This window comes from Amycolatopsis sp. WGS_07 (assembly GCF_045278895.1).
Classification (GTDB): domain Bacteria; phylum Actinomycetota; class Actinomycetes; order Mycobacteriales; family Pseudonocardiaceae; genus Amycolatopsis.
On the sequence record NZ_CP136053.1, the window covers coordinates 1,199,220 to 1,222,083 of the forward strand.

The 22,864-nt window shown below is 69.6% G+C and carries 23 protein-coding genes; 8 read left to right on the forward strand and 15 right to left on the reverse strand.

Going from position 1 to position 22,864, the window contains the following annotated elements:
- Nucleotides 1-55: 55 nt before the first annotated feature.
- Together rsrA and RPX00_RS05490 are read right to left on the reverse strand one after the other, a co-directional pair.
- Nucleotides 56-379: a mycothiol system anti-sigma-R factor gene (gene rsrA, locus RPX00_RS05485; protein ID WP_406638071.1), complete on the reverse strand. Its 324-nt coding sequence runs from the start codon at nt 377-379 to the stop codon at nt 56-58.
- Nucleotides 376-1,002, reverse strand: coding sequence for a sigma-70 family RNA polymerase sigma factor (locus tag RPX00_RS05490; protein WP_037355674.1), 627 nt, complete (start codon nt 1,000-1,002; stop codon nt 376-378). The genes rsrA and RPX00_RS05490 overlap by 4 nt, the downstream gene beginning before the upstream one ends.
- Before the next feature lie 189 nt (nt 1,003-1,191).
- Between RPX00_RS05490 and ybaK the strand changes: the two genes are divergently transcribed.
- Complete coding sequence (gene ybaK, locus RPX00_RS05495; protein ID WP_406638073.1) at nt 1,192-1,671, forward strand: Cys-tRNA(Pro) deacylase; 480 nt, start codon at nt 1,192-1,194, stop codon at nt 1,669-1,671.
- Here ybaK and RPX00_RS05500 read toward each other — a convergent pair.
- The 3 genes from RPX00_RS05500 to RPX00_RS05510 form a co-directional block, all read right to left on the reverse strand.
- Nucleotides 1,668-2,387, reverse strand: coding sequence for a class I SAM-dependent methyltransferase (locus tag RPX00_RS05500; protein WP_406638075.1), 720 nt, complete (start codon nt 2,385-2,387; stop codon nt 1,668-1,670). The two genes, ybaK and RPX00_RS05500, sit on opposite strands and share 4 nt — an antisense overlap.
- A 231-nt stretch (nt 2,388-2,618) precedes the next feature.
- Nucleotides 2,619-3,227: an alpha/beta family hydrolase gene (locus RPX00_RS05505; protein ID WP_406638077.1), complete on the reverse strand. Its 609-nt coding sequence runs from the start codon at nt 3,225-3,227 to the stop codon at nt 2,619-2,621.
- Nucleotides 3,224-3,979 (reverse strand): SOS response-associated peptidase, encoded by a 756-nt coding sequence (locus RPX00_RS05510; protein ID WP_406638079.1) that lies wholly within the window; start codon nt 3,977-3,979, stop codon nt 3,224-3,226. Before RPX00_RS05510 ends, RPX00_RS05505 begins: the two co-directional genes overlap by 4 nt.
- Before the next feature lie 113 nt (nt 3,980-4,092).
- On the opposite strand from RPX00_RS05510, the gene rsgA reads away from it, so the two are divergent.
- The 3 genes from rsgA to RPX00_RS05525 all read left to right on the forward strand — a co-directional run bounded on the left by rsgA (nt 4,093) and on the right by RPX00_RS05525 (nt 7,200).
- Complete coding sequence (rsgA, locus tag RPX00_RS05515) at nt 4,093-5,112, forward strand: ribosome small subunit-dependent GTPase A (RefSeq protein ID WP_406638081.1); 1,020 nt, start codon at nt 4,093-4,095, stop codon at nt 5,110-5,112.
- Nucleotides 5,113-5,342: 230 nt separating this feature from the next.
- The gene (locus tag RPX00_RS05520; RefSeq protein WP_406638083.1) at nt 5,343-6,251 is read left to right on the forward strand and encodes a hypothetical protein; all 909 of its coding nucleotides are present in this window, start codon (nt 5,343-5,345) and stop codon (nt 6,249-6,251) included.
- 151 nt (nt 6,252-6,402) lie between these two features.
- Nucleotides 6,403-7,200: a hypothetical protein gene (locus RPX00_RS05525; RefSeq protein ID WP_406638085.1), complete on the forward strand. Its 798-nt coding sequence runs from the start codon at nt 6,403-6,405 to the stop codon at nt 7,198-7,200.
- On the opposite strand, the gene RPX00_RS05530 is transcribed toward RPX00_RS05525, so the two are convergent.
- A complete protein-coding gene (locus tag RPX00_RS05530) occupies nt 7,197-7,694 on the reverse strand; it encodes a MarR family winged helix-turn-helix transcriptional regulator (RefSeq protein ID WP_406638086.1) in 498 nt (165 codons plus the stop codon). The two genes, RPX00_RS05525 and RPX00_RS05530, sit on opposite strands and share 4 nt — an antisense overlap.
- 92 nt (nt 7,695-7,786) lie before the next feature.
- On the opposite strand from RPX00_RS05530, the gene RPX00_RS05535 reads away from it, so the two are divergent.
- A complete protein-coding gene (locus RPX00_RS05535; RefSeq protein WP_406638087.1) occupies nt 7,787-8,200 on the forward strand; it encodes a Rid family hydrolase in 414 nt (137 codons plus the stop codon).
- A gap of 59 nt (nt 8,201-8,259) precedes the next feature.
- On the opposite strand, the gene RPX00_RS05540 is transcribed toward RPX00_RS05535, so the two are convergent.
- Both RPX00_RS05540 and RPX00_RS05545 read right to left on the reverse strand, forming a co-directional pair.
- A complete protein-coding gene (locus tag RPX00_RS05540; RefSeq protein ID WP_406638089.1) occupies nt 8,260-8,751 on the reverse strand; it encodes a DUF6912 family protein in 492 nt (163 codons plus the stop codon).
- Nucleotides 8,748-10,145: a WS/DGAT/MGAT family O-acyltransferase gene (locus RPX00_RS05545; RefSeq protein ID WP_406638091.1), complete on the reverse strand. Its 1,398-nt coding sequence runs from the start codon at nt 10,143-10,145 to the stop codon at nt 8,748-8,750. The genes RPX00_RS05540 and RPX00_RS05545 overlap by 4 nt, the downstream gene beginning before the upstream one ends.
- A 34-nt stretch (nt 10,146-10,179) precedes the next feature.
- On the opposite strand from RPX00_RS05545, the gene RPX00_RS05550 reads away from it, so the two are divergent.
- Complete coding sequence (locus RPX00_RS05550; RefSeq protein ID WP_406638093.1) at nt 10,180-10,944, forward strand: TrmH family RNA methyltransferase; 765 nt, start codon at nt 10,180-10,182, stop codon at nt 10,942-10,944.
- On the opposite strand, the gene RPX00_RS05555 is transcribed toward RPX00_RS05550, so the two are convergent.
- The gene (locus RPX00_RS05555; protein ID WP_406638095.1) at nt 10,937-11,320 is read right to left on the reverse strand and encodes an HAD-IA family hydrolase; all 384 of its coding nucleotides are present in this window, start codon (nt 11,318-11,320) and stop codon (nt 10,937-10,939) included. The genes RPX00_RS05550 and RPX00_RS05555 overlap by 8 nt on opposite strands.
- Nucleotides 11,321-11,483: 163 nt before the next feature.
- Here RPX00_RS05555 and RPX00_RS05560 point away from each other — a divergent pair, with 163 nt between their 5' ends.
- Nucleotides 11,484-11,963, forward strand: coding sequence for an Rv3235 family protein (locus RPX00_RS05560; RefSeq protein WP_406638096.1), 480 nt, complete (start codon nt 11,484-11,486; stop codon nt 11,961-11,963).
- Between the two features lie 318 nt (nt 11,964-12,281).
- Here RPX00_RS05560 and secA read toward each other — a convergent pair whose 3' ends face one another.
- The 6 genes from secA to mtrA all read right to left on the reverse strand — a co-directional run bounded on the left by secA (nt 12,282) and on the right by mtrA (nt 21,754).
- Nucleotides 12,282-15,200 (reverse strand): preprotein translocase subunit SecA, encoded by a 2,919-nt coding sequence (gene secA / locus RPX00_RS05565; RefSeq protein ID WP_406638097.1) that lies wholly within the window; start codon nt 15,198-15,200, stop codon nt 12,282-12,284.
- Between the two features lie 264 nt (nt 15,201-15,464).
- Nucleotides 15,465-16,148 carry a ribosome hibernation-promoting factor, HPF/YfiA family gene (gene hpf, locus RPX00_RS05570; protein WP_406638099.1) on the reverse strand — a complete coding sequence of 228 codons (684 nt, stop codon included), beginning with the start codon at nt 16,146-16,148 and terminating at the stop codon, nt 15,465-15,467.
- A 741-nt stretch (nt 16,149-16,889) separates the two neighbouring features.
- The gene (locus tag RPX00_RS05575) at nt 16,890-17,510 is read right to left on the reverse strand and encodes a ComF family protein (protein ID WP_406638101.1); all 621 of its coding nucleotides are present in this window, start codon (nt 17,508-17,510) and stop codon (nt 16,890-16,892) included.
- A gap of 62 nt (nt 17,511-17,572) precedes the next feature.
- The gene (locus RPX00_RS05580) at nt 17,573-19,342 is read right to left on the reverse strand and encodes an LpqB family beta-propeller domain-containing protein (RefSeq protein WP_406638103.1); all 1,770 of its coding nucleotides are present in this window, start codon (nt 19,340-19,342) and stop codon (nt 17,573-17,575) included.
- Nucleotides 19,339-21,069, reverse strand: coding sequence for an MtrAB system histidine kinase MtrB (gene mtrB / locus RPX00_RS05585; protein ID WP_406638105.1), 1,731 nt, complete (start codon nt 21,067-21,069; stop codon nt 19,339-19,341). The genes RPX00_RS05580 and mtrB overlap by 4 nt, the downstream gene beginning before the upstream one ends.
- Before the next feature lie 7 nt (nt 21,070-21,076).
- Nucleotides 21,077-21,754 carry an MtrAB system response regulator MtrA gene (mtrA, locus tag RPX00_RS05590; protein ID WP_005150760.1) on the reverse strand — a complete coding sequence of 226 codons (678 nt, stop codon included), beginning with the start codon at nt 21,752-21,754 and terminating at the stop codon, nt 21,077-21,079.
- A gap of 173 nt (nt 21,755-21,927) precedes the next feature.
- Between mtrA and RPX00_RS05595 the strand changes: the two genes are divergently transcribed.
- Nucleotides 21,928-22,713 carry an IclR family transcriptional regulator gene (locus tag RPX00_RS05595; protein ID WP_406638108.1) on the forward strand — a complete coding sequence of 262 codons (786 nt, stop codon included), beginning with the start codon at nt 21,928-21,930 and terminating at the stop codon, nt 22,711-22,713.
- The last annotated feature ends 151 nt before the right edge of the window (nt 22,714-22,864 follow it).

The window sequence follows — 22,864 nt, forward strand, 5'->3', positions numbered from 1 at the left end:
CCTGACACGGCCCCCGCACCGAATCCGGTACGGGGGCCGTTGTCGTTAAGAACGCTCAATCGCTGGTGGTGCGCTGTTCCACGGTGATTTCGGTGCGCTCCACGGTGACGCCGCCCTGGGTGGCGACGGTCTGCCGGATGGAGGCGCGCAGCCTGCTCTTCAGCTCCGCCGGGGCGAGGTCGCCGCCGCATTTGCGGGCGAGCAGGTGCTTGAGCTGCTCGTCGATGCCGTACTCCTCGAGGCACGGCGGGCAGTCCTCGATGTGCCTGCGCAGTTCCGCGTCCCGCTCCGGACTGCATTCGCGGTCCAGCAGCAGGTAGATCTCCGCGAGCGCGTCCTCGCAGGGCATCTTCTCCGCGGGCACGTCTTCCGAACTCATCGTTTCGCCACCTCCTCGCGGTTCCCCCGGATGAAGCCGCGCTCGCGCGCGACGTCGGCCAGCAGGTCGCGCAGCTGGGCGCGGCCGCGGTGCAGCCTGGACATCACGGTGCCGATCGGAGTGTCCATGATCTCGGCGATCTCCTTGTAGGCGAAGCCCTCGACGTCGGCGAGGTAGACCGCGAGCCGGAACTCCTCGGGCAGCTTCTGCAGGGCCGCCTTGACGTCGGTGTCGGGGAGATTGTCCATCGCCTCGACCTCGGCCGAGCGGAGGCCGCTCGAGGTGTGGCTCTCCGCCCTGGCGATCTGCCAGTCGCTGATCTCGTCCGTGGGCTGCTGCACCGGCTGCCGCTGACGTTTGCGGTAGCCGTTGATGTAGGTGTTGGTGAGGATGCGGTACATCCACGCCTTGAGGTTCGTGCCTGCCTTGAAGGACGCGAACGCCGCGTACGCCTTCAGGTAGGTCTCCTGGACCAGGTCCTCGGCGTCGGACGGGTTGCGGGTCATCCGCATCGCGGCCGCGTATAGCTGGTCGAGCAGGGGCATCGCGTCGCGCTCGAAGCGCTCCGCTAGCTCCAGTTCGTCGGCCGCCGTCTCCGGCGCGGAGTTGGGGGTGCTCGGCAAACCGTTCCCTTCCCGTTCGGCGTCGATGCGCGTCTGCGCATACGGCAGCACCGAGTTTACGCGGGGGTTCGGGAAGCCGGTCCCGGGACGGCTCCTGCCGGGGCGGGGAGTGGCGAGCGTGGTGGTCACGCTGTCTTCAACAGAGCGTGCCGACCGGGCATTCCCGACCTGTTTCGTAGACTCGCTCGCATGGCGGGCAAGGGCACTCCGGCGACGGCGCTGCTGCAGAAGCAGAAGGTGGCGCACACCGTGCACACCTACGACCACGATCCCCGGGCCGAGTCCTTCGGCCTGGAAGCGGTCGAAGCACTCGGCCTGGAGCCAGGGCGGGTGTTCAAGACCCTGGTCGCGGACGTGGACGGAAAGCTCGTCGTCGGCGTGGTGCCGGTCACCGGCCAGCTGGACCTGAAGGCACTGGCCGCGGCGGCCGGCGGCAAAAAGGCGAAAATGGCCGACCCGACCGCGGCCCAGCGCGCCACCGGCTACGTCCTCGGCGGAATCTCGCCGCTCGGCCACCGCAGCCGCCTGCCCGTGGTCCTGGACGGCTCGGCGCTCGGCTACCCGACGATGTACTGCTCCGGCGGCCGACGCGGACTGGAAGTCGAACTGGACCCGGCCGAACTGGTCCGGCTGACCGGCGCCGTGGTGGCCGAGATCGCGGCGGGCTAAGCCGCTTCCAGCACGAAGAACAGGAAGCAGAGGAAGGCTTCCTTCTCCCCGAATTCCTCGGGAAACTTCTCCCGCGCCCCCTCAGCCGGATACGGCTCGCTGATCACCGAGGTGCGGAACCCGGCCTTGGTGAACGCGTCGGTCATCGCGTGCAGCGGACGGTGCCAATACGCGAGCACGCCTTTCTGGCCGTTGAAGGTGTACTCCTCGACCCACTGTTCGGTGGCGAAGTAATTCCCCTCCGGGTGCAGTGCTTTGTAGACGTACGGATGGTTGACCGCCAGGATTAGCCGCCCGCCGGGCCGGATTATCCGCCGCAACTCGGCGAGCGGGGCGGTCCAATCCTCCAGGTAGTGGAGCACCAAGGCCGCGATGACGTCGTCGAACGCACTGTTGGCGTACGGCAGCGGCTGGCTGATGTCGGCGACCCGGAGATCCGCGTCTTCGCCGAGTCTCTGCCGAGCGAGCCGGACCATGGTGGCGCTGAAATCGAAACCAGCCACCTGCGCGCCGCGGTCCCGCAGCGACGCGAACAACGGTCCCGCGCCACAGCCCGCGTCGAGGATTTTCCGGCCGGTTACGTCGCCAGCAAGATCCAGAATCGCGGGTCGGGTGTAGTAGGCGTTGATGAGACTGTGCTCGGTTTCGATCGCGTAGGCCTCGCCGAAGGAGTCGTAATCGTTGGCGAGGACTTCGTCGGAAGCGTTGGCAGTCATGAAATCCACCCTGGCACGGGCGGCCCTTGGCTCGTCGCCGCCGAGAACGGCACAGGACAAGCGCACCCCCGCCCTCCACCGGAGGGCTGCCCTTGCCCAGTCTATCCGCCACCACCGGCGCGAAGACGGGATCGCGACCAGTTGCCCACAGGCTTGCCAAGCTGTGGATAACTCAAGGTAAGAGACTCTGACCTGCGAAAACTCTAGCTGGAACTATCCACAGACAGCCGCTCACAGATGCGGCCGAACAACCCGTCCCAGCCACTCCGCCGCAGCCCGCGCCACCGCGTCCAGGTCGGCGGACAGCGTGTGGTCCCCCGCCACCATCACGACCTCGTGATGCGGAGCCGCCGAAGGGCGTCCGAACGGATCTCGCTCCCCCTGGATCACCAGCGCGGGCACCTCGACCGCGTCCAGTTCCGCCTGCCGGGACTTCTCCGGACGCCCCGGCGGATGTTCCGGGAACGCCAGGCACAGCACCGCGACGGCCTGGCCGGCCGAAGCCGTCCGACATGCCACCCGTGCCCCGGAGGAACGACCGCCGAACACCAACGGCAAATCGTCGAACCGCGCGGAAATCTCATCCGCGACCGTCAGCCACGCCGTATCCAGTTGTTTGGCCGGTGCCGGAGCGCGGCGGCCAGCGACCCGGTAAGGCTGTTCCACCAGCGCCACATGCATTCCGGCTGCCTTCGCCGCCTGGGCGACCGCTACGAGATCCTTCGCCCCGATGCCGCCGCCTGCCCCGTGACCGAGGAGCAGCACCGCGTCCCCGTCGGGTGCGCAGTGCAGTTCGACCCGCGCGGGGCCGTGTTCGGTGTCGATTTCCAGCGTGGTCATGGCTGATCGAACAGCGAGTCGACGGGCTGCTCGGTTTCCGCGCGCCGCAGCAGTTCCGGGCCGTTGTTGCGGACGTTGTTGACCAGGCTCGAAACCGGCCGCAGCTCCAGCGATTCGACGACCGCGGGCGGCGTCGGCACCATCAGTTCGTCCACTTCGGACCGGTCCGGGTCGAGCCAGCCCGCCCAGTTGTCGCGCGGCACGATCAGCGGCATCCGGTGGTGGACGTCGGTGAGCTGGCCCGCGGCGTCCGTGGTCAGGATCGAGAAGGTGATCAGCGGTTCGGCGTCCTTGTCGTCCTTGGGCCGCCAGGTTTCCCAGATTCCGCCGAACGCGAGCGAATCCCCGGAGGGATCCGTCATGTAGAACGGCTCCTTCTCCTTGCCCGTGCGCCGCCACTCGAACCAGCCGTCGGCGGGGACCAGGCACCGGCGCGCCGCGAGCGCGCGTTTGAACGAGGGCTTTTCCTTCGCGGTTTCCGCGCGGGTGTTGATCATCCGCGAACCCGCCGAAGGATCCTTGGCCCAGAAGGGAACCAGGCCCCACCGCATGATCCGAAGCGAGCGCTCCGCCGGTTCGTCCTCGAGGACGAGCCCGTCGGCGTCGCGGGGATGCCGCTGCACGACGGTGACGACGTTCTTGGTCGGCGCGACGTTGTGGTCGGTTCGCGCCCGGCCCTCGGTCAGGTCGACCGCGGCGAATTCCTCGACCAGCTTCGCCGGGTCTTTCGTCGCGGCGTAACGGCCGCACATGCCAACCTCCTCGGGGTGCCTCAGCGGTCATCGTCGCACGCAAACCGGGCCCGGCGCGACTGGCATGGGATCATTCGACCAGGCAAACGGGCGACCGGGAGGACGTGGGCGGCTTGGCGCGAGGCGACTGGAGGCGGCTGGACGAATCCGACGTGCGGGTGCGTCCCGGCAAAGGCACCAGGCCACGCAGCAAGCGCAGGCCCGAGCACGCCGACGCGGTCACCGCGATGGTGATCGGCAAGGACCGCGGCCGCTGGACGTGTGCGGTCGACGCCGATCCGGACCGCGTCGTGATGGCCATGCGAGCGCGCGAGATGGGCCGGGTCTCGGTGGTCGTCGGCGACATGGTCGCGCTGGTCGGCGACGTGTCCGGACGGCCGGACACGCTGGCGAGGATCGTCCGCGTGGACGAGCGGACCAGCGTGCTGCGCCGCACCGCGGACGACACCGACCCGTACGAGCGGGTGGTGGTCGCGAACGCCGCGCAGCTGCTGATCGTCACCTCGCTGGCCGATCCCCTTCCCCGGCCCGGATTCATCGACCGCTGCCTCGTCGCGTGCTACGCGGGCGGCCTGGAACCCGTGCTGTGCCTCACTAAATCCGACCTCGCCAGCCCGGATTCGCTGCTCGCCGGTTACGCGGGCTTGGACGTCCCGGCCATCGTCACCCGGCATGACGAGGAGCCCGAGGGCCTGCGCGAACGCCTCGGCGGCCGGGTGACCGCGCTCGTCGGACACTCCGGAGTCGGCAAATCGACATTGGTCAACCGCCTGGTGCCCGCCGCGGAACTGGCGACCGGCGACGTCAGCTCGGTCGGCAAGGGGCGGCACACCTCGGTGGCCGCGGTGGCGCTGCCGCTGGCCGGCGGCGGCTGGGTCGTCGACACCCCCGGCGTCCGCTCGTTCGGGCTCGCGCACGTGACCGCGGACGACATCGTCAACGCCTTCGAGGAGTTCGCCGAGGCCGCCGAGGAATGCCCGCCCAACTGCGGCCACCTCGGCGCGCCCGAGGACCCGGACTGCGCGCTCGACGCCGTGGTCGCCGACGGAAACGCGGGGGCGGACCGGCTGGCCTCGCTGCGCAGGCTCCTGGTGTCGCGGGCCGGCGGCGGGGAAATTCGCGCCGAATCGTGACCTGAACGCGGTAACCTCGCGCCGCCGTCCGCGATACGCAAGACGGCAGGGGACGAACCGGAGGAAATTCTGTCCGGCCGAGGGAACCTTTTTCCTCCGGGCGGCGTCACAGAAGCAACCTCGCGGAGTCACCCCGCCAGTGGCCCGCTCGCCGGACCGCAAGGAGCCGACCACGACGGTCGACCGGCGACGACGCGGGTGAAAGACCGATTCCTTCCTAGGGGAGAAGCATGCGCAAGACCACGACGTTCGCCGTCGCCGCCGGTGCGGCGCTGGCCCTGGTGCTGACGGGCTGCGGCTCGAGCACCGAGACCGGCACCGCGGCCCCGGCAGGCCAGGAGGCCAAGGACGGCGGGTCGGGTGGCCTCGCGTCGCCGTTCAGCGACGCGCTGAAGCTGGCCGACGCGAGCAAGCAGGGCACTGAGAAGGCCAAGTCGGCGAAGATGTCGATGGACATGGCGGGCCAGGGCAAGGCCGAAGGCTCGATGCGCTTCGACGGCGAGAACTCGGCCATGACGATGACGATGGACACCCCGCAGGGCTCCACCGAGATGCGCTACATCGACAAGACCCTCTACATGAAGGTCCCGGCCGCGCAGGCCAAGCAGTTCGGCTCCGACAAGCCGTGGCTGAAGATCTCGCCGGACGCCTCCGACCCGCTGTCGCAGTCGTTCAGCAAGGCGATGGCGCAGTCGACCCAGCAGAGCGACCCGACGCAGATCCTCGACCAGGTCTCGAAGACCGGCCAGATCGTCGGGGCCGACCAGGTCGACCTGAACGGCGAGAAGGTCAACCACTACAAGGTGGAGCTGGACGTCAGCAAGTCCATCGAGACCTACGCCAAGGGCATGCCCGCCGAGGTCCAGAGCCAGATGAAGAAGATGCTCGAGGGCAAGAACATCAAGATCCCGGCCGAGATCTGGATCGACAAGGACCAGCTTCCGGTGCAGGTCACGATGGACCAGTCCGAGATGATGAAGCAGCTCGGCGGAGCGGCGGGCCAGAACGCCGGCGCCGCGGCGGCCGGCGGCAAGATCACGGTCAAGTACACCGACTGGGGCAAGCCGGTCGACGTGACCGCGCCGCCCGCCGACCAGGTCACCGACTTCGGCGAGATGATGAAGAAGATGGGGCGCTGATCCCAGCCGCTTTTCGCGGGCCCCGAGCCACTCCGGCTCGGGGCCCGTTTTTCGTGCGCTACTGCCAGTAGCACGCGTTCCCCCGAACGGGTCCGACCCGCCCGCTGTGCTTGGCTGGAGGGACTTACGGCCGGTCAGAGAGGGTTTTCGGATGCGCAGGACGGCCGCGGCGGGGGTCGCCGCGCTGCTCGCGATCGCTTCGGCAGGCTGTTCCAGCACCCCGGAACCACAACGCTTCACCGACGCCCGCACGCTCGCGGACGCCGCGTCGGCCGCGACCCTGGCCGGCCACACCGCGAAGTTCACCGCGGACGTCACCACCGGCACCCTCGTGTCCCACGGACAGGGCCAGGCGAAATTCGACAGCACCGGGACGTCGCTGTCGATGACGACGGACTACGTCGGCGAGCCGCTCGAACTGCGCCTGGTCGCCAAGACGCTGTACGCGAAGGTCCCGGAAAGCGCCCGGGACCAGGTCAGCGACCACAAAGCGTGGGTGAAGGTGTCGCCGGACGGCACCGACCCGCTTTCGCAGGTGCTGGGCGGCAGCCTGGCGCAGCTGGCCGAGCAGAACGACCCGGCGCGCACCCTGGCCCAGGTCCGCACGGCGGGAACGGTGGCCGCCAGCGACGCGACCACCCTCGACGGAGCCCCCGCCGAGCACTACCACCTCACCGTCGACCTGGCGAAACTCGGCTCCGAGCTGCCCGGCGGCCTGCCCGCCGAAGCGCTGACCCGCCTCGGCGACCAGGGCAAGACGGTCCCGTTCGACCTCTGGCTGGACGCGCAGCACCGGCCGATGCAGCTGGTCCTCGACCTGTCGCCGGTCATGCGGGCCACCGGCCAGACCGGCGCCGCCACGGTCAAAGCGCGCTACACGGACTGGAACTCCCCCGTGACGATCGACGCCCCCGCCCCGGCCGACATCGGCACCATGACCGGCGGTTAGGCCAGGTCAGCGGGCCGCACCCGCAGCTTGGCCGCGATCCGGGCGAGTGCCTGCTGGTCGGCGGCGCTCAGCGGATCGAGCACGGACTGCCGGACGGTGCGCAGGTGGACGGGTGCGGCCGCGGCTACCACGGCGTAACCGGATTCGGTGAGGGCGACGATCGTGTAGCGGCCGTCCTCGGGGTCGGGCGAGCGCTCCACCCAGCCGCGCTGCTCGAACCGCTTGACGACGTTGGACAGGCGGGAAAGGGAACCGCTGGCCAGGTAGGCGAGTTCGCTCATCCGCAGGCGGCGCTCCGGTGCCTCCGAGACGTGGCTGAGGGCCAGGTATTCGAAAAGAGTCAGGCCGGCTTCGTGCTGCAGCGGGGATTCCAGCCGCCCCGGCAGCAGCAGGACCAGCGAGACCAGCCCGGTCCAGGCCTCCTTCTCGGCGGCGGTGAGCCACTGCACCTCGTCCGGGGTACGGGCGCTGGGATCGGGGGTCGCGGTGGCCATGCGCGCACCCTACCCAGCCGCAATGACTTCAAGCATGAAGTAAAACTGTGCTAGTTTGACTTCAAGCGTGAAGTCAATCCGAGGGGACGCACATGACCGAACCGGAGTTCTTCGCCACCCCGGGGTACGGCGAGACGCAGCTGGCCGGCATGCACTACAGCCAGGCGGTGCGCGTCGGCGACCGCGTCGAGACCTCCGGCCAGGGCGGATGGGACGACGACTGGAACTTCCCGGACGCGCTGGAAGACGAGATCGTCCAGGCCTTCGACAACGTCGAGCGCACCCTCGCCACGGCCGGAGCCACCTGGCGGGACGTCATCGCCGTGAACTCCTACCACCTCCCCGAATCCGCGGGTTTCATCGGAGAAGTCCACAACCGGACCATGGTGGAGCAGTTCCGCGCGCGCATGGGCGACCGCGCGCCCATCTGGACCGAAACCGGCGTCCCGGCCCTCGGCGCGCCAGGCATGCGCGTCGAGATCCGCGTCACCGCCGTCGTCGGCTGACGTTCCGTGAAGGACTCCTTGAGGGAATCTGATTCTCCTAAGGAGTCCTTCACGGACCGCTAGAGCAGTTCGAGCAGGAAAGGCAGCTCCTGCAGGGCGTACCAGGCCAATTCGTGGTCCTCAGCGTCGCCAAGGGCGAATTCGGCGTCCTCGTCGCCAAGATCGGCCGCGTCGATGACCGCCGCCGCGGCCGTCACCGCGTCCTCCGCCTCGGCCGAGTCCACGTGGATCGCCGCGATCTGGGACTTCGGCACCGGGCCGGCCAGCCGTACGACGGCCGCGTCCAGATCCGGGCGCAGCGTCGCGTCGTCGACGTCCACCGACACCACCGCACGCCGCGGTTCGCCCTTTTCCTCAGCCGCGATCAGGCGCAGCGAAGCGCGGGCCGCGTCCAGCAAAGCCGCGTATTCCAGTTCCTCGTCGGAACCGCTCGCGTACGCCTCGCGCAGGGCGGGCGTCAGCGCGAAACCGGTGCCGCTGCGAGCGCGGAACTCGCCGTTGGCCTCCAGGTCGCGCAGCATCGCGATCGTCGCAGGCAGATAAACCCTCACCAGTGCGCACCCTTCAGCTCTTCCAGTGCTTCTTCGATCATCCCGCCGAGCAGCCCGACGTCGAACGCGGCCTTGCGGTCGCCGTTGAGTCCGAAGTAGACACCGCCGTGGTAGGAGGTGACCCCGATGGCCAGCGCCTGCGTGCGCATCAGCGGCATCACGGGGAACATCTCCACCAGTCTCGCCTCTCCGGCGTACATCGGCACCTGCGGCCCCGGCGAATTCGTGATCATCAGGTTGAAAATCCGCCCGGACAGCGATCCGCCAGCCCGCGCGCCGAGCGAATGCAGCGTCGCCGGCGCGAACCCGCTCACCTTCAGCAACCCGCGCGCGGCCACCGATCTTCCCGAGGTCAGGTGCTCGGCCATCGCGTGGCCGATGTGCTGCAGCCGCAGCCCCGCGCTCGGCTCGCCGACCGGCAGGTCGATCAGATACGCCGCGACCTGGTTGCCGACCAGCGCGGGCGTGGCGAACTCGGCGGTTTCGGCGTCGGTGACCGCCATCGGCACGAGCGCGCGCACGGTTTCGGTCGGCGTGAGGTTCTCCCCGCGCGACAGCAGCCATTCCCGCAGCGCGCCGGTGATCGCGGCCAGGATGACGTCGTTGACCGTGCCGCCGTGGTCCGCGCGGATCTTGCGGAAATCCTCCAGCCGCGTGCGCACGACCGAGAACACCCGGCCGCCGGACACCCGCACGTTCAACGGCCCGGACGGCGCGGGCCGGGCCACCGTCGCCGCGACGCCACCGAGCGTCTCGACGGCCTTGCTCACCGTGGTCACCGCGTCGCCGGCGATCGAGCGCACGTTTTCGATCAGCTCACCGGGCCGCTGCACGGTCTCGCTCATCGCGTCGAGGACCAGTTGCGTACGGCTCGGTTCGCGCCGCGGCGCCCACATGTCCTCGAACGGCTCGGGCGGTTCCGGGGTCTCGTCGAGGATCAGCTGGCCGAGGTCGATCGTGCCGACACCGTCCACAACGGACTGGTGGGTTTTCGTCACCATCGCGACCCGGTCGCCGGCCAGCCCCTCGACGAAATACGCCTCCCACAGCGGCCGTTCCGGCGCGAGCCGCCGCGACATCAGCCGCGCGACCAGGTCGAACAGCTGGTCGTCGCTGCCCGGCTGGGGCAGCGCGGAGCGGCGGACGTGGTAGTTCAGGTCGAAGTCGACGTCGTCGACCCACACCGGGCGCGCGAGGTGCCCCGGCACCGCGAGCACGCGCTGGCGGTAGCGGGGCAGGAACGCCAGCCGCGCGCCGACGAGGTCGAGCACCTGCTCGTAGGTGAATCCGGACGACGGCCGTTCGAAGATCGCCACGCCCCCGACGTGCATCGGCGTCGTCTGGTCCTCGACGTACAGGAACGAGGCGTCCAGCGCGGACAGGCGGTCGGGCATGAGCCGATCCTTACACAATGCGAGACTGGCCGGTGTGGGTGATGAGCTGGCGGGTTCGCCGAAAGACCGCTTCCTGACCGTATACGGGCGCAAGCCCGTGCTGGAGGCGCTGGGCGATCCGGACCTGCGCGTGGACAAGGTGATCCTCGCCGACACCGCGCGCGGCCCCGCCGCCGCGGAGATCCAGCGCGCCGCGAAAGCCGCCGGGGTGCCGGTGCAGCGGGCGAGCGCGCACCGGGTGAAAGTACTGGCCGGTAACGGAAAACAGGACCAGGGCGTACTGGCCGACGTCGTCGCGCCCCGCATGCGCCCCCTCGCCGCGGCCCTGGACGACCGCCGACCGCCCGCGCGGCTGCTGCTTCTCGACGGCATCACCACTCCCGCCAACGTCGGCATGATCCTGCGCACCGCGACAGCCGCCGGGCTGTCCGGCGTGATCGTGCCGCGCCGGGGAGTCGCCGCACTGGACCCGATGGTGGTGAAATCCTCGGCGGGCGTTGCCTTCCGGGCACCGATGCTGCGCTGCGGATCCGCCCGCGAGGCGGCGGAAATGCTCGTGGAAGCCGGGTACAGCCTGTACGCACTCGGTGCCTCGGCGTCAACGTCGATCTTCGATGTGGAGCTGCCACAGCGGTCCGCGTTCGTGCTGGGCGGCGAAACCGAAGGCGTCGGCGAGGCGGTCGCTGAACTGGTGACGGAATGGGTGTCCATCCCGATGCCCGGCGACGTCGAATCGCTGAACGTCTCCGCCGCGGCCGCTGTGTTGTCGTTCGAACTGGTACGGCGCGGGGTCAGCTGAACAACGCCGCCAGTTCGTCGAGGGTGCCGGCGACCGTGCGATGGTGCACCCCGACCATCCCCGCCGCGACCGCCCCGCGCACGTTCCGCTCGGCGTCGTCCACGAACACACACCGAGGCGCGGCCAGCCCGATCCGCTCGGCCGCGACGAGATAGATCTCCCGATCCGGCTTGGCCACCCCGACTTCGCCGGAGAACACGAGCGCGTCGAAGTACTGCGACAGCTCGGTTTTCACCCCCGGCGCGGCTCCCGGAGCATTCGACACCAGCGCGGTGCGGGTGCCGTTCGCACGCGCATCGCGGAGGTAGTCGTAGAGAAGCGCGGCGTCCGGGTCGGTGAGCACTCCGGCGTAGTCGACTAGCAAGCCCTTCAGCACTCCGCCAGCGTATCCGCTGCGCGCAGGTGCACTAGCGCATCAGACAGACCCGGTCTGCGCGGTTCCGCCCTTTTCGCCGGATCAGGCGCTCGCCGTCCCGTCGCCAGGAAAGGCCGCCCACCAAACCGCGGGTGGACGTCCATGTTTCGGGGAGGGAACTCACTTGACGAACCACAGCCTCCGGCCGCTGGCTGCTGTCGCGGAGGTCAGGGGCCGGCGAACGCACCGCCGAGGCGCGTGGCCGTCACCGTACGATCTGCCGCCCGCCGGGCACCGCCTGCTGCGACTCGCCGACCCGCCCGCCGAACGACGGCTCGCCCAGCGCCTCAACGCGATCCTCGAGGTCCTCGCGGGCCGCCGCGCGGCGAGCCAGATCCGTCCGCTCGTGGACGAAGCGTTGTTCTCGCGGCTCAGCAGCCAGAGCCTGATGCCGGGCATCCGCCACCACGTCGCCGGGGATCTGCACGTCTGCCGCCCAGCCGAGACCGTGCTGGAAACCAGCGCGATCATCCACTCCGGACCCCGGGTGCTCGCACTGGCGGCCCGATTCGAACGCACCCGGACGGGGTGGGTATGCACGCGATTTCACGTGCTCGCACCACGAACCGAGCCCGCACGGCCTGATCGGCCTTCGGTTGCTTAGCTGAGTGGGACAGCTGTCCTGATAACTGGGACAACGGTCCTGCAGCGACGGAACCGAGGCCGCGAGCCGCCGACGGCTGCGGGCCGGACGATGAACCCGCGCGGGCCGGGCAAACGGGCAAGCCGCGGTCCACGCAGTGCCAGACAATCAACCCGGCCAGGCAAGCGGGCCACCTACCACCCAGCCCGCATGCCCGACCGAACGCGAGTCCACTGTGGACCGCAGCGGCCCGGAAACGACAGAACGGCGGCACGAGCATTGCCCGTGCCGCCGTTCTCAGTCGTGCTCAGCCATCCACAATGGACAGCCAGGATCGCGTCAGCGACGCGGCCCCTTCTTGCCCTTCTTGGACTGCGCCCGCTCAGCGGCCCGCCGTTCCCGCCGGGTGCCGCCGGTCGCGCCGCCCGCTTCGGACTCGTTCGCGCTGTCCGAATGGGACTCGACGCCGCCGCCTTCGGACGGGCCGGACATGGTCAGTCCGGATTGGACACCGCCGCCAAGTCCCTTGCCGCGCAAGGCGGACGGGACCGAATCGGAGTCGGTGGCCGGTGGCTGCGGCGGGGCCGGGCGGGCGTGCTTGCCCTCGTCCTCTGCCTTGGCTCCGAAGGCGCCGGCCGCCGCGGCGGTCGCGGACGTGACGCCGCCGGGGAGCGCCGACGGTTCGGGCTGCGCCGCTTCCGGCTCGGCGCGCTCGACCTGCAGGTTGAACAGGAAGCCGACGGCCTCCTCCTTCAGCGAGTCGAGCATCGCGCGGAACATGTCGAAGCCCTCGCGCTGGTACTCGATCAGCGGGTCGCGCTGCGCGAGCGCCCGCATCCCGATGCCCTCCTTGAGATAGTCCATCTCGTAGAGGTGCTCGCGCCACTTGCGGTCCAGCACGGTGAGCATGACCTGCCGCTCGAGGCGGCGCATCGAGCCTTCCTCGCCGACCAGCTCGTCGATCTCGGCCTCGCGCTTGGCGTACGCCGCGAGCGCGTCGTCGACCAGCGCCTGGCTGAGCGATTCCGCGTCGAGGTCGCCGTCCTCGATCAGGTCGTCCCAGTCGAGGCTCACCGGGTACAGCGTCTTCAGCGCGGTCCACAGCTGCTCGTGGTCCCAGTCCTCGGCGTAGCCCTGGGAGGTCGCGCCCGAGACGTACGCCTTCACCACGTCGACGATCATGTGCTCGATCTGCTCGCGCAGGTCCTCGCCGCCGAGCACGCGCAGGCGCTCGGCGTAGATCACCTTGCGCTGCTCGTTCATGACCTCGTCGTACTTGAGGACGTTCTTGCGGGTCTCCATGTTGAGCTGCTCGACCTGGGTCTGCGCGCTCTTGATCGCCTTGGAGACCATCTTGTGCTCGATCGGCACGTCGTCCGGCAGCCGCATGGTGGTCATGATGCGTTCGACCAGCACCGCGTTGAAGCGGCGCATCAGGTCGTCGCCCAGCGACAGGTAGAACCGCGATTCGCCGGGGTCGCCCTGCCGTCCGGAACGACCGCGCAGCTGGTTGTCGATGCGCCGCGATTCGTGCCGTTCGGTGCCGAGCACGTACAGCCCGCCCGCCTCGCGGACCGCGTCGGCCTCGATCCTCGCCTCTTCCTTGATCTCCTCGAGCACCTTCGGCCACGCGGCCTCGTACTCCTCGGAGTGCTCGACCGGGTCGAGGCCGCGCTCGCGCAGCACCTCGTCGGCCATGATGTCCGGGTTGCCGCCGAGCACGATGTCGGTACCGCGGCCCGCCATGTTCGTGGCGACGGTGACCGCGCCCTTCCGGCCCGCCCGCGCGACGATCAGCGCTTCCTTGTTGTGGTACTTCGCGTTCAGCACCTCGTGCGGCACACCCAGCTTGAGCAGCAGCTTCGACAGGTGCTCGGACTTCTCCACGCTCGTGGTGCCGACCAGCACCGGCTGGCCCTTTTCGTGCCGCTCGGCGATGTCCTCGGCGACGGCCTCGAACTTGGCCTGCTCGTTCTTGTAGATCAGGTCGGCGCGGTCGGCGCGGACCATCGGCCGGTTCGTGGGGATCGGCACCACGCCGAGCTTGTAGGTCTGGTGGAACTCGGCGGCCTCGGTCTCGGCGGTACCGGTCATGCCGGCCAGCTTCGAGTACAGCCGGAAGTAGTTCTGCAGCGTGATCGTGGCGAGCGTCTGGTTCTCCGCCTTGATCTCGACGCCTTCCTTGGCCTCGATCGCCTGGTGCATGCCCTCGTTGTAGCGGCGGCCGACCAGGATGCGCCCGGTGAACTCGTCGACGATCATGACCTCGCCGTCGCGGACGATGTAGTCCTTGTCCTTGTGGTACAGCTCCTTGACCTTGAGCGCGTTGTTCAAGTAGCCGACCAGCGGGGTGTTCGCCGCCTCGTAGAGGTTCTCGATGCCGAGCTGGTCCTCGACGTACCGCACGCCCTTCTCGGTGACCGCGACGGTGCGCTTGCGGACGTCGACCTCGTAGTGGTACTTCGAGTTGATCAGGTTGGCCTTCTCGACCCGCTCGCGCGTGCCCATGGTGGTGGTGTCGATGCCCTGCATCAGCGGCGCGAGCCGGGCGAACTCGACGTACCACCGCGACGACTGGTCCGCCGGGCCGGAGATGATCAGCGGGGTGCGCGCCTCGTCGATGAGGATCGAGTCGACCTCGTCCACGATCGCGTAGTTGTGCCCGCGCTGCACGCATTCGTCGAGCGACCACGTCATGTTGTCGCGCAGGTAGTCGAAGCCGAACTCGTTGTTCGTGCCGTAGGTGACGTCGGCGTTGTACTGCTTGCGGCGTTCCTGCGGGTCCTGCTCGGCGATGATGACGCCGACCTCGAGGCCGAGGAAGCGGTGGATGCGGCCCATCCACTCCGCGTCGCGCTTGGCGAGGTAGTCGTTGGTGGTGACGACGTGCACGCCGTCCCCGGGGATCGCGTTCAGGTAGGCCGCGAGGACACAGGTGAGCGTCTTGCCCTCACCGGTCTTCATCTCGGCGACCTGGCCGAGGTGCAGCGCCGCCCCGCCCATGAGCTGGACGTCGTACGGCCGCTGGCCGAGCACGCGGTGCGCCGCTTCCCTGGCGACGGCGAACGCCTCCGGCAGCAGTTCGTCCAGTGATTCGCCCTTGCCGTACCGCTCGCGGAACTCGTCGGTCTTGGCCCGCAGTTCGGCGTCCGACAGGTCCTTCACGTCGTCTTCGAGGGTGTTGATGTGATCGGCGATGTTGCGCAGCCGCTTCACCATCTTGCCCTCGCCCGCGCGGAGCAGGCGGTTCAGCACCATCCGGTCGACCTCACTAGCTGATCATGATCGCGCCCAGGCCGGTCCCGGGCAGTAATCGCCGTGGCTGGCGCCCGTGTGCGCCGCCACCGTCTCCCCCATCGTAGGGAACGCGGACTGGTCCGCGCACGCACGTCGTCGCAGAAGGTCACGACAGGTTCGCACAGGTCCCGACGAAGGTCGTGTCCCGGGTCGCGCCGCGGGCACGCGAACGGCCCGCACGCGTTCGCGTGCGGGCCGTCCTGCGAGGTAGTTCTCAGGCCGGGGTCAGCCCAGCCGGATCACGCCGTAGTCGAAGCCCTTTCGCCGGTAGACGACACTCGGCCGGCCGGCCTCGGAGTCGTTGAACAGGTAGAAGTCGTGGCCGACCAGCTCCATCTCGTAGAGAGCCTGGTCCACCGTCATGGGGTCCGCGGCATGCTGCTTCTCGCGGACGACGCGGCCGGGCTGATGGCCCAGGTCCTCGTCTTCCCAGCGCCCCTGCCGGGGAATGTCGCCCGCACTCGTCGCCGCGAAACCGTTCACCATGGATTCGGTCGCGTCGGGTGCGTCCAGGACCGCCGTGCCCATCGCGGGCCCGGCGACGGCATCGGATCCGCCGGCCATCGACGTCGCCTCGGCGACCGACTCCGGACGGCTGCGTCCGTAATGCACGCGCCTGCGGTCGTGTGTCCGCCGAAGCCGGTTTTCCAGCTTGGTGACGGCGGAGTCGAGCGCTGCGTAGAAGTCGGCCGCGCTCGCTTCGGAGCGGACAGCCGGACCGCGGCCCTTCCCGGTGATCTCGACGCGCTGGCAGCTCTTGGCCTGCCTGCGGTTGGGTTCGTGGAAGAGTTCCACTTCGTAGCGGATGACCTTCTTGTCGTAGCGCTCAAGGCGGGCCAGCTTTTCGCTGACGAGCGCCCGGTAATGCTCGGGCACCTCCACGTTGCGGCCCTTAACGACGATGTCCATACACGACCTCCCTCGCTGAGGAAACTGCGAGCTGTTGTGTTCTCACGGCACCGGTATCGCAGCGGTCGCTGCGCGGGTTTGGCGGGCTGAAAAGAATTCGGCGACCGGATCACGACGTCTCGTGGCGGCAGCGCGAACGCGGACTCAGCGGGCCACCGGCACCAGGGACATGGGCTGCACACCTCCCTGCCTGCGGGTTTTGCTGATAGCGGAGCACGTTAGCTTCATCACGCCGTCCGCAACAGCCCCCGAGCCGGGGATGTCACGATCCGGGAACCCGTCACGGGGCGCAGTGAATCATGCGTGCGCAGCCCGAAATCGCCGCCCGGAAGGCCGAGCGCGCGTGCCCTGGTTTCACGCGGACGGCGCAACCCGGCGGCACCTCGGACGCCGAGGGTGACCGGCCCGCCCGGCACAGCCGCCACCTCGGTGGACTGCCCCGTCGCGGGAGTGATTCCGGCCTTGGCCCTCATATCCGATCAACGGGCGACGGCAACGGGAGGTTCCCTCTTGACATCACTCGTGTAGGTGACACCTGGCGGTAGTGGTGCTCAGCGCGTGAGTTGCCTCCCGGACAAGGAAGTAGGCGAAAGTTTTTATGCGGACGGTTTTTGGAATCGTTCCGGATTGGACTCGGCCAGCGCGAAGGATCGGGATGCGCGCAACCGGATTTCGGTTTCGGACGTCGGCGGATTCGCGATCGGCGGACAGCACGTTCGGGTTTCGGACACAGGCTGCCTCTCAGACTGTCGCCAGCAGGGCGAGTACCGCCACCACCGGGACGCCCGCGTTTTTCAACGCCGTGACGCATGCGGCGGACGTGGCGCCTGTGGTGATGACGTCGTCCACCACCACGACCCGCGTCCCCGGCGGCGGACGCCCGGCCGCGGCGAAGCGAAGACGGCCCGCCAGGTTGGCCGCCCGTTCCGCCCGGTTCAACCCGACCGCGTCCCGCCCGCCCTTCAGCACCAGGGCAGGCGCGACGCAAGCACCCGTCAACCGAGCGGTTTCCGCGGCGATCCGCTGGACGTGCGGTCCGCCGCGCACCCGCGAGGCGATCCGCCTGCTCGGAGCCGGGACCAGGCACCACGGACCGCCCAGCGGCAACGCCAGCAAACCGACGGCGAGCACCCAGCCAAGAAACGGAGCCAGATCGCGACGGCGGCGTTCCTTGTAGGCGATCAGGATCCGCTTGGCGACGCCCGCGTAGCGAGCCAGTGCGTAGGCCGGGGCAAGCGCCGCCAGCGGCGGGCGAAATACCTCAGTGGGGGACCCCCACGACGTGGCGCAGCCGGCGCACACCGGCGCGCCGCGGGTTTCACAGCCGGCACAAGCGGTCGGCAGGATCAGGTTCAGCGACATGACTCCGAGTGTGCACCCGACCACCGACAGTTTCGGGCGGCCGCGGACCGGCGGCCCGGAAATCACCCCGGATAGAACGGTTCCGCGTTCTGCATCGAGTGCGAATGCGGCCGCCACACCTCGCCCAGCTCCGTCGCCGTCCACAACCCGCCGGCGTCCGAGACCACGATCGGCCGGCTCGGGGCCGCCGCGACCGCGCGCACCGGAGCGGTGAGGTTCGAGCTGTTGTAAGCGTCCATCCGCCGCCCGTCGATCGACAGGCGCTGGACCGGCTGCGACGGCGAGCCGGTCGCGGCCACGAGGGTGTCCGGCGTCGAACCCCAGTCCACGTCCGAGACGTCCGACAGGACCCCCGGCTGCAGCACCCGCGGCTCGCGCAAGGTGACCGTGTCCCCGCTGCGCACCACCGACGCCACGACCAGCTGGCCGTTCACCGTCGCGGCCACGCGGGCGCCGTCCCGGGAAAGCCGCAGGACGCCGATCGGGCCCAGCGCCAGCAGATCGTTCGCGTTGACGCTCTGGCGCAGCCAATGGCCGTTCGGGTCGAGGACCATCCGCGCGATGATCGAGTGGTCGACGACCGTCCACACCTCGTTCGACGGCCCGGCTCCGGTCTGCGCCGGACGCCAGGTCGGGCGGCTCAGCGAACCGCCGCCGAGTTCGACTGTCGGCAGGTCCCGGCCGAGGTCGCCGATGCGCAGCCGGACCCGCTCGCCGTCCTGTTCGACCACCGCGAGGCGTTTGCCGTCGATCGACTGGGCCGCGCTCACCACCTGGTACGCGCCGTTGCCCGCCGCGCCCGCGACCGGCGCGCCGTCGCCGAGCGAGCGGACGCGACCGCCGATCGTCATCAGGCCCTGCAGGTCCGAACTCGGCGACGAAGCGGTGTTGTAGGCAGGCAGGTCGCTGCTGCGCCAGTACTCGTGGCCGGGCACGAGCGGCGCGCCGTCGGCGAGCAGCCGGATCCGGGTGGACGTGACGGTCTGCATCGACAGCACGATCTGCGCGGCGATCAGCGTCTTGGTCTCCGCGCCCGCCCCGGTGAGCCCGCTCAGCTGCACGGTGAGCGAGCCGTCGTCGTTGTTCTTCACGTTGTTCTCGAGCTGCACGCCGTCGCCGAACAGGTTCTTCACCGCGCCGGTCAGCCCGGCGGACGGGCCCTGCATGATCAGGTCCATGACGCGGCCCGGCATGCCCGACTGCGGTTTCGCCGGCACGTAGCGCAGGTCCGGGACGAAGACCCCGGAGTCGGCCGAGTAGAAGCTCACCGCGACCGGGTTGTAGTTGCCCTCGAACTCGTCGTCGGTCACCAGCAGCACCGGCGGGGGCGGGCTGGAGATCCGCCATTGCCCGTCGGCCTGTTTGCGCACCTGGAAGGTCTGTTCGGCCGGGCCGCTGCCGGGGATGAACGCGGAGTCCGCGCTCAGCGTGCCGAGCACCGAACCGCGCACCGTGACCGTGCGGACGTTCGGATCCGGCGCGGTCGAGGACGGCGCGGGCGTCGCGGTGGGACCGGAGGTGGCGGCGGTGTCGTAGACCGTGCTGAACGTCTTGTCGATGATCGTGAACGAGCGGTTCGGCCGCCAAGCCGCCCGCTGTTTGTCGTCGAGGAACGCCTTCGAGGCCGCGTTGTAGGTCCGCGGATCGGCGTTGGCCTTGATGAACAGCCGCACGATGTCGAGCGGTTCGGCGTTGGCAGGCGGTTCCGGCGCGTTGTTGGCCTGCTGCGGAGCCTTTTCCGCGGACACGACGACCGGCAGCGATTCCTGCGGAACGTTCGCGCAGCTCACGAGCACCAAGGCGCAGGCGAGAAGGAGAAGCACTCGCCTCACTGACCGACCTCCTCCCGGTCCGAGGCCGGATCGGCCAGGATCGCTTCCGGCGCGGGCTGCAGTTCGGCGACCGACGACGGCGACAGCGTGATCTCCGAAACCGCGTCCGGCGGCGGCAGCACCAGCGGGCTGTCCGCGATCGGCACGCCCTGCCTGCGCGGCACCACGAGCCGGAAGCACGCGCCGTGGCCCGGTTCGCCCCACGCGTCGAGGATGCCGCCGTGCAGCCGCGCGTCCTCCTGGCTGATCGCGAGGCCCAGCCCGGTGCCGCCGGTGCGCCGGTTGCGCGACGGGTCCGCGCGCCAGAACCGGTTGAACACCAGCTCGGCCTCCCCCGCCCGCAGGCCGACGCCGTAGTCCCGGACGGTGATCGCGACCGCGGACTCGTTCACCGCGACCGTCAGCACCACCGGTTTGCCCTCGCTGTGGTCGACGGCGTTGGCCAGCAGATTGCGCAGGATCCGCTCGATCCGGCGGGCGTCCACCTCGGCCGACGTGTCCTCGTCCGGCAGCACCAGCTCGACCGCGCTGCCCGCGGTTCCGGCGAGCACCCGCACCTGCTCGACCGCGCGGGTCGCGATCGGCCGCACGTCGATGTACTCGGCCGACAGTTCCTCGACGCCCGCGTCGAGCCTGCTGATCTCCAGCAGGTCGCCGAGCAGCGCCTCGAACCGGTCCAGTTCGTCGACCAGCAGCTCGGTGGAGCGGGCGAGGCCGGGCGGGAACTGCTCGCGCGACGCGTGCAGCACGTCGGCGGCCATCCGCACGGTGGTGAGCGGGGTGCGCAGCTCGTGCGAAACGTCGGAGGTGAACCGGCGCTGCAGGCCGCCGAACTCCTCGAGCTGGCGGATCTGGTTCTGGATGCTGGCCGCCATGCTGTTGTAGGAAACCGCGAGCTTGGCGAGGTCGTCCTCGCCCACGACGGCGAGCCGCTGGTCGAGGTCGCCGCCCGCGAACTGCTCGGCCGCCGCGACGGCCTGCCGGACCGGCCGCACCACCTGCCGGACCACCAGGTTCGTGATGCCGGCGAGCAACAGCAGCAGCACGATGCCCGCGACGAACAAGGTGTTCTGCACCGTCGACACGGTGGTCTGCTCGCTGGTCAGCGGAAACAGCAGGTACAGCTGCAGCGGGCTGGTCCCGGACAGCAGGGGCGTGCCGACGATCAGGTACGTGGTCCGCGCGCCGTTCTCGTCGACGGTGTGCTCGAGCCGGGCGAGATGATCGGCTTCGACGAACTGGCGCAGCCGCTCCGGCACCGAGCCGAACGGCCCGACATACACCGGATCGGTGTTGGACTGGCCGCGTCCGACGCTGGCCAGCACGGGATCGAAGGTGCCCGCGGTGGAACCCGCGCGCGACGAGGACGTGGTCGAGATCTTCTTGAGCGCGTTCTGCAACCGCGTGTGCAGCGCCTCCGTGGACTCGCCCCCGACGCCGACCAGCTCACGCGCGGCGGTGTCGGCCAGCGCCTGGGTCTGCTCGATCGCCGCGCGGCGCTTGGTGTCCAGCAGCCGTTCGGTGATCTGGTTCTGCAGGACCATGCCCAGCACGAACACCACGGCCGAGGACAGCGCGAGCGTCGAGATCGTGACGCGGAACTGCAGCGAGTGCTTCCACAGCTCGTTGAACGCCACCGCGCGGCGGCGGGCGAAAACCACGACCCGGCCGGAAAGCCGGGCCGCGGCGCGGACGGCGGCGCGAAGCCGCCCCGCGAAACCGGTCATTGGCGGATCACGGCGGGCCGGCCTTGTACCCGACTCCGCGCACCGTCAGCACCACCTCGGGGTGCTCCGGGTCCTTCTCCACCTTCGAGCGCAGGCGCTGGACGTGCACGTTCACCAGCCGGGTGTCGGCCGCGTGCCGGTAGCCCCAGACCTGTTCGAGCAGCACCTCGCGGGTGAACACCTGGCGCGGTTTGCGGGCCAGCGCCACGAGCAGGTCGAATTCGAGCGGGGTCAGCGGGATCGCCTTGCCCTCCCGGGTGACCTCGTGTCCGGGAACGTCGATCGCGAGGTCGCCGATGGTGAGCGATTCGGCGGGCTCGGCCTCGGTGCGGCGCATCCGGGCGCGCACGCGGGCGACCAGTTCCTTCGGCTTGAACGGCTTGACGACGTAGTCGTCGGCGCCGGACTCGAGGCCGAGCACGATGTCGACGGTGTCGCTCTTGGCGGTGAGCATGACGATCGGCACGCCGGACTCGGCGCGGATCGCCTTGCACACGTCGATGCCGTTCATGCCGGGCAGCATGAGGTCGAGCAGGACCAGGTCCGGTTTCAGCTCCCGCAGCGCGGGCAGCGCCCGCGAACCGTCCGCGACCACCGCGGTGTCGAACCCTTCGCCGCGGAGGACGATGGTGAGCATCTCCGCCAGCGCCGGGTCGTCGTCGACCACCAAGACACGTGCCTTCATGACCACATGTTCGCACTACCGCCCGCACCCGCGCGCACGACCCGCGCGTTTGACCACCGGAAAGATCAAGATCACCGACCCGGTTGGGCCATCCGGCGGCGTCGCGCGTCCGGGCGAGGGCCGATTCGCCCGCTCAGCCGAACAGATCGCAGCCAAGCGGTTACTGTTGCGCTATGCGGAACCAGGACTCGGGAAACGCAACGGGAAGCGCGGTGCAGTCCGTCGACCGGGCGATCACCGTCCTGGAGCTGCTGGCCCGCAACGGCGAAACCGGCATCACCGAGATCGCCGGCGAGCTTGGCGTGCACAAGTCCACCGCGTCCCGGCTGCTCAGTGTCCTGGAAGCACACGGAATGGTCGAGCAGCTCGGCGAACGCGGCAAGTACGCGATCGGGTTCGGGGTGGTCCGGCTGGCCGGTGCCGCGACCGGCCGGATGGACCTGGCGAAGCTCGGCAGGCAGACCTGCCAGACGCTCGCCGAGGAGCTGGGCGAGACGGTCAACATCGCGATCGCCGACGACGGCGTGGCGATCAACATCAGCCAGGCGCGCGGGTCGGCGGCGATCACCACGCAGAACTGGACCGGACAGCGCACGCCGCTGCACGCCACCTCCAGCGGCAAGGTGCTGCTCGCCGCGATGGACGAGGCCGGGCGCAAACGGGCGCTCGCGCACGAACTCGAGCAGTACACGCCGCGCACCACGGTCGACCGGGACGAGCTGGCGGCGGAGCTGGACCGCGTCGCCGAGGACGGTTACGCGGCCTGTTTCGAGGAGCTGGAGCTGGGCATGCACGCGGTCGCGGTGCCGGTGCGCGGGCCCGGCGGCGACGTCGTGGCGGCGATGAGCGCGTCCGGCCCGTCCTACCGGCTGTCCAAGCAGCGCATCCGGCAGATCGTCGCGCCGATGGCCGACGCGGCGCGGGAGCTTTCCGCCCAGCTGGGCTACTTTTCCGCGTGAACTCCCCGGCCGCGGCGGCTCTCTTGACAGCGCGCCCGCGATCCCGCAATTTGTGAGTTGCAGCAGACGGAACATCGATCTCCATCCGCAACGCGCCCGTCCCCGGCGGGCCGTTCGGCATGCCTGTCTCGTCCCGAGCCGGGCCGTCCGC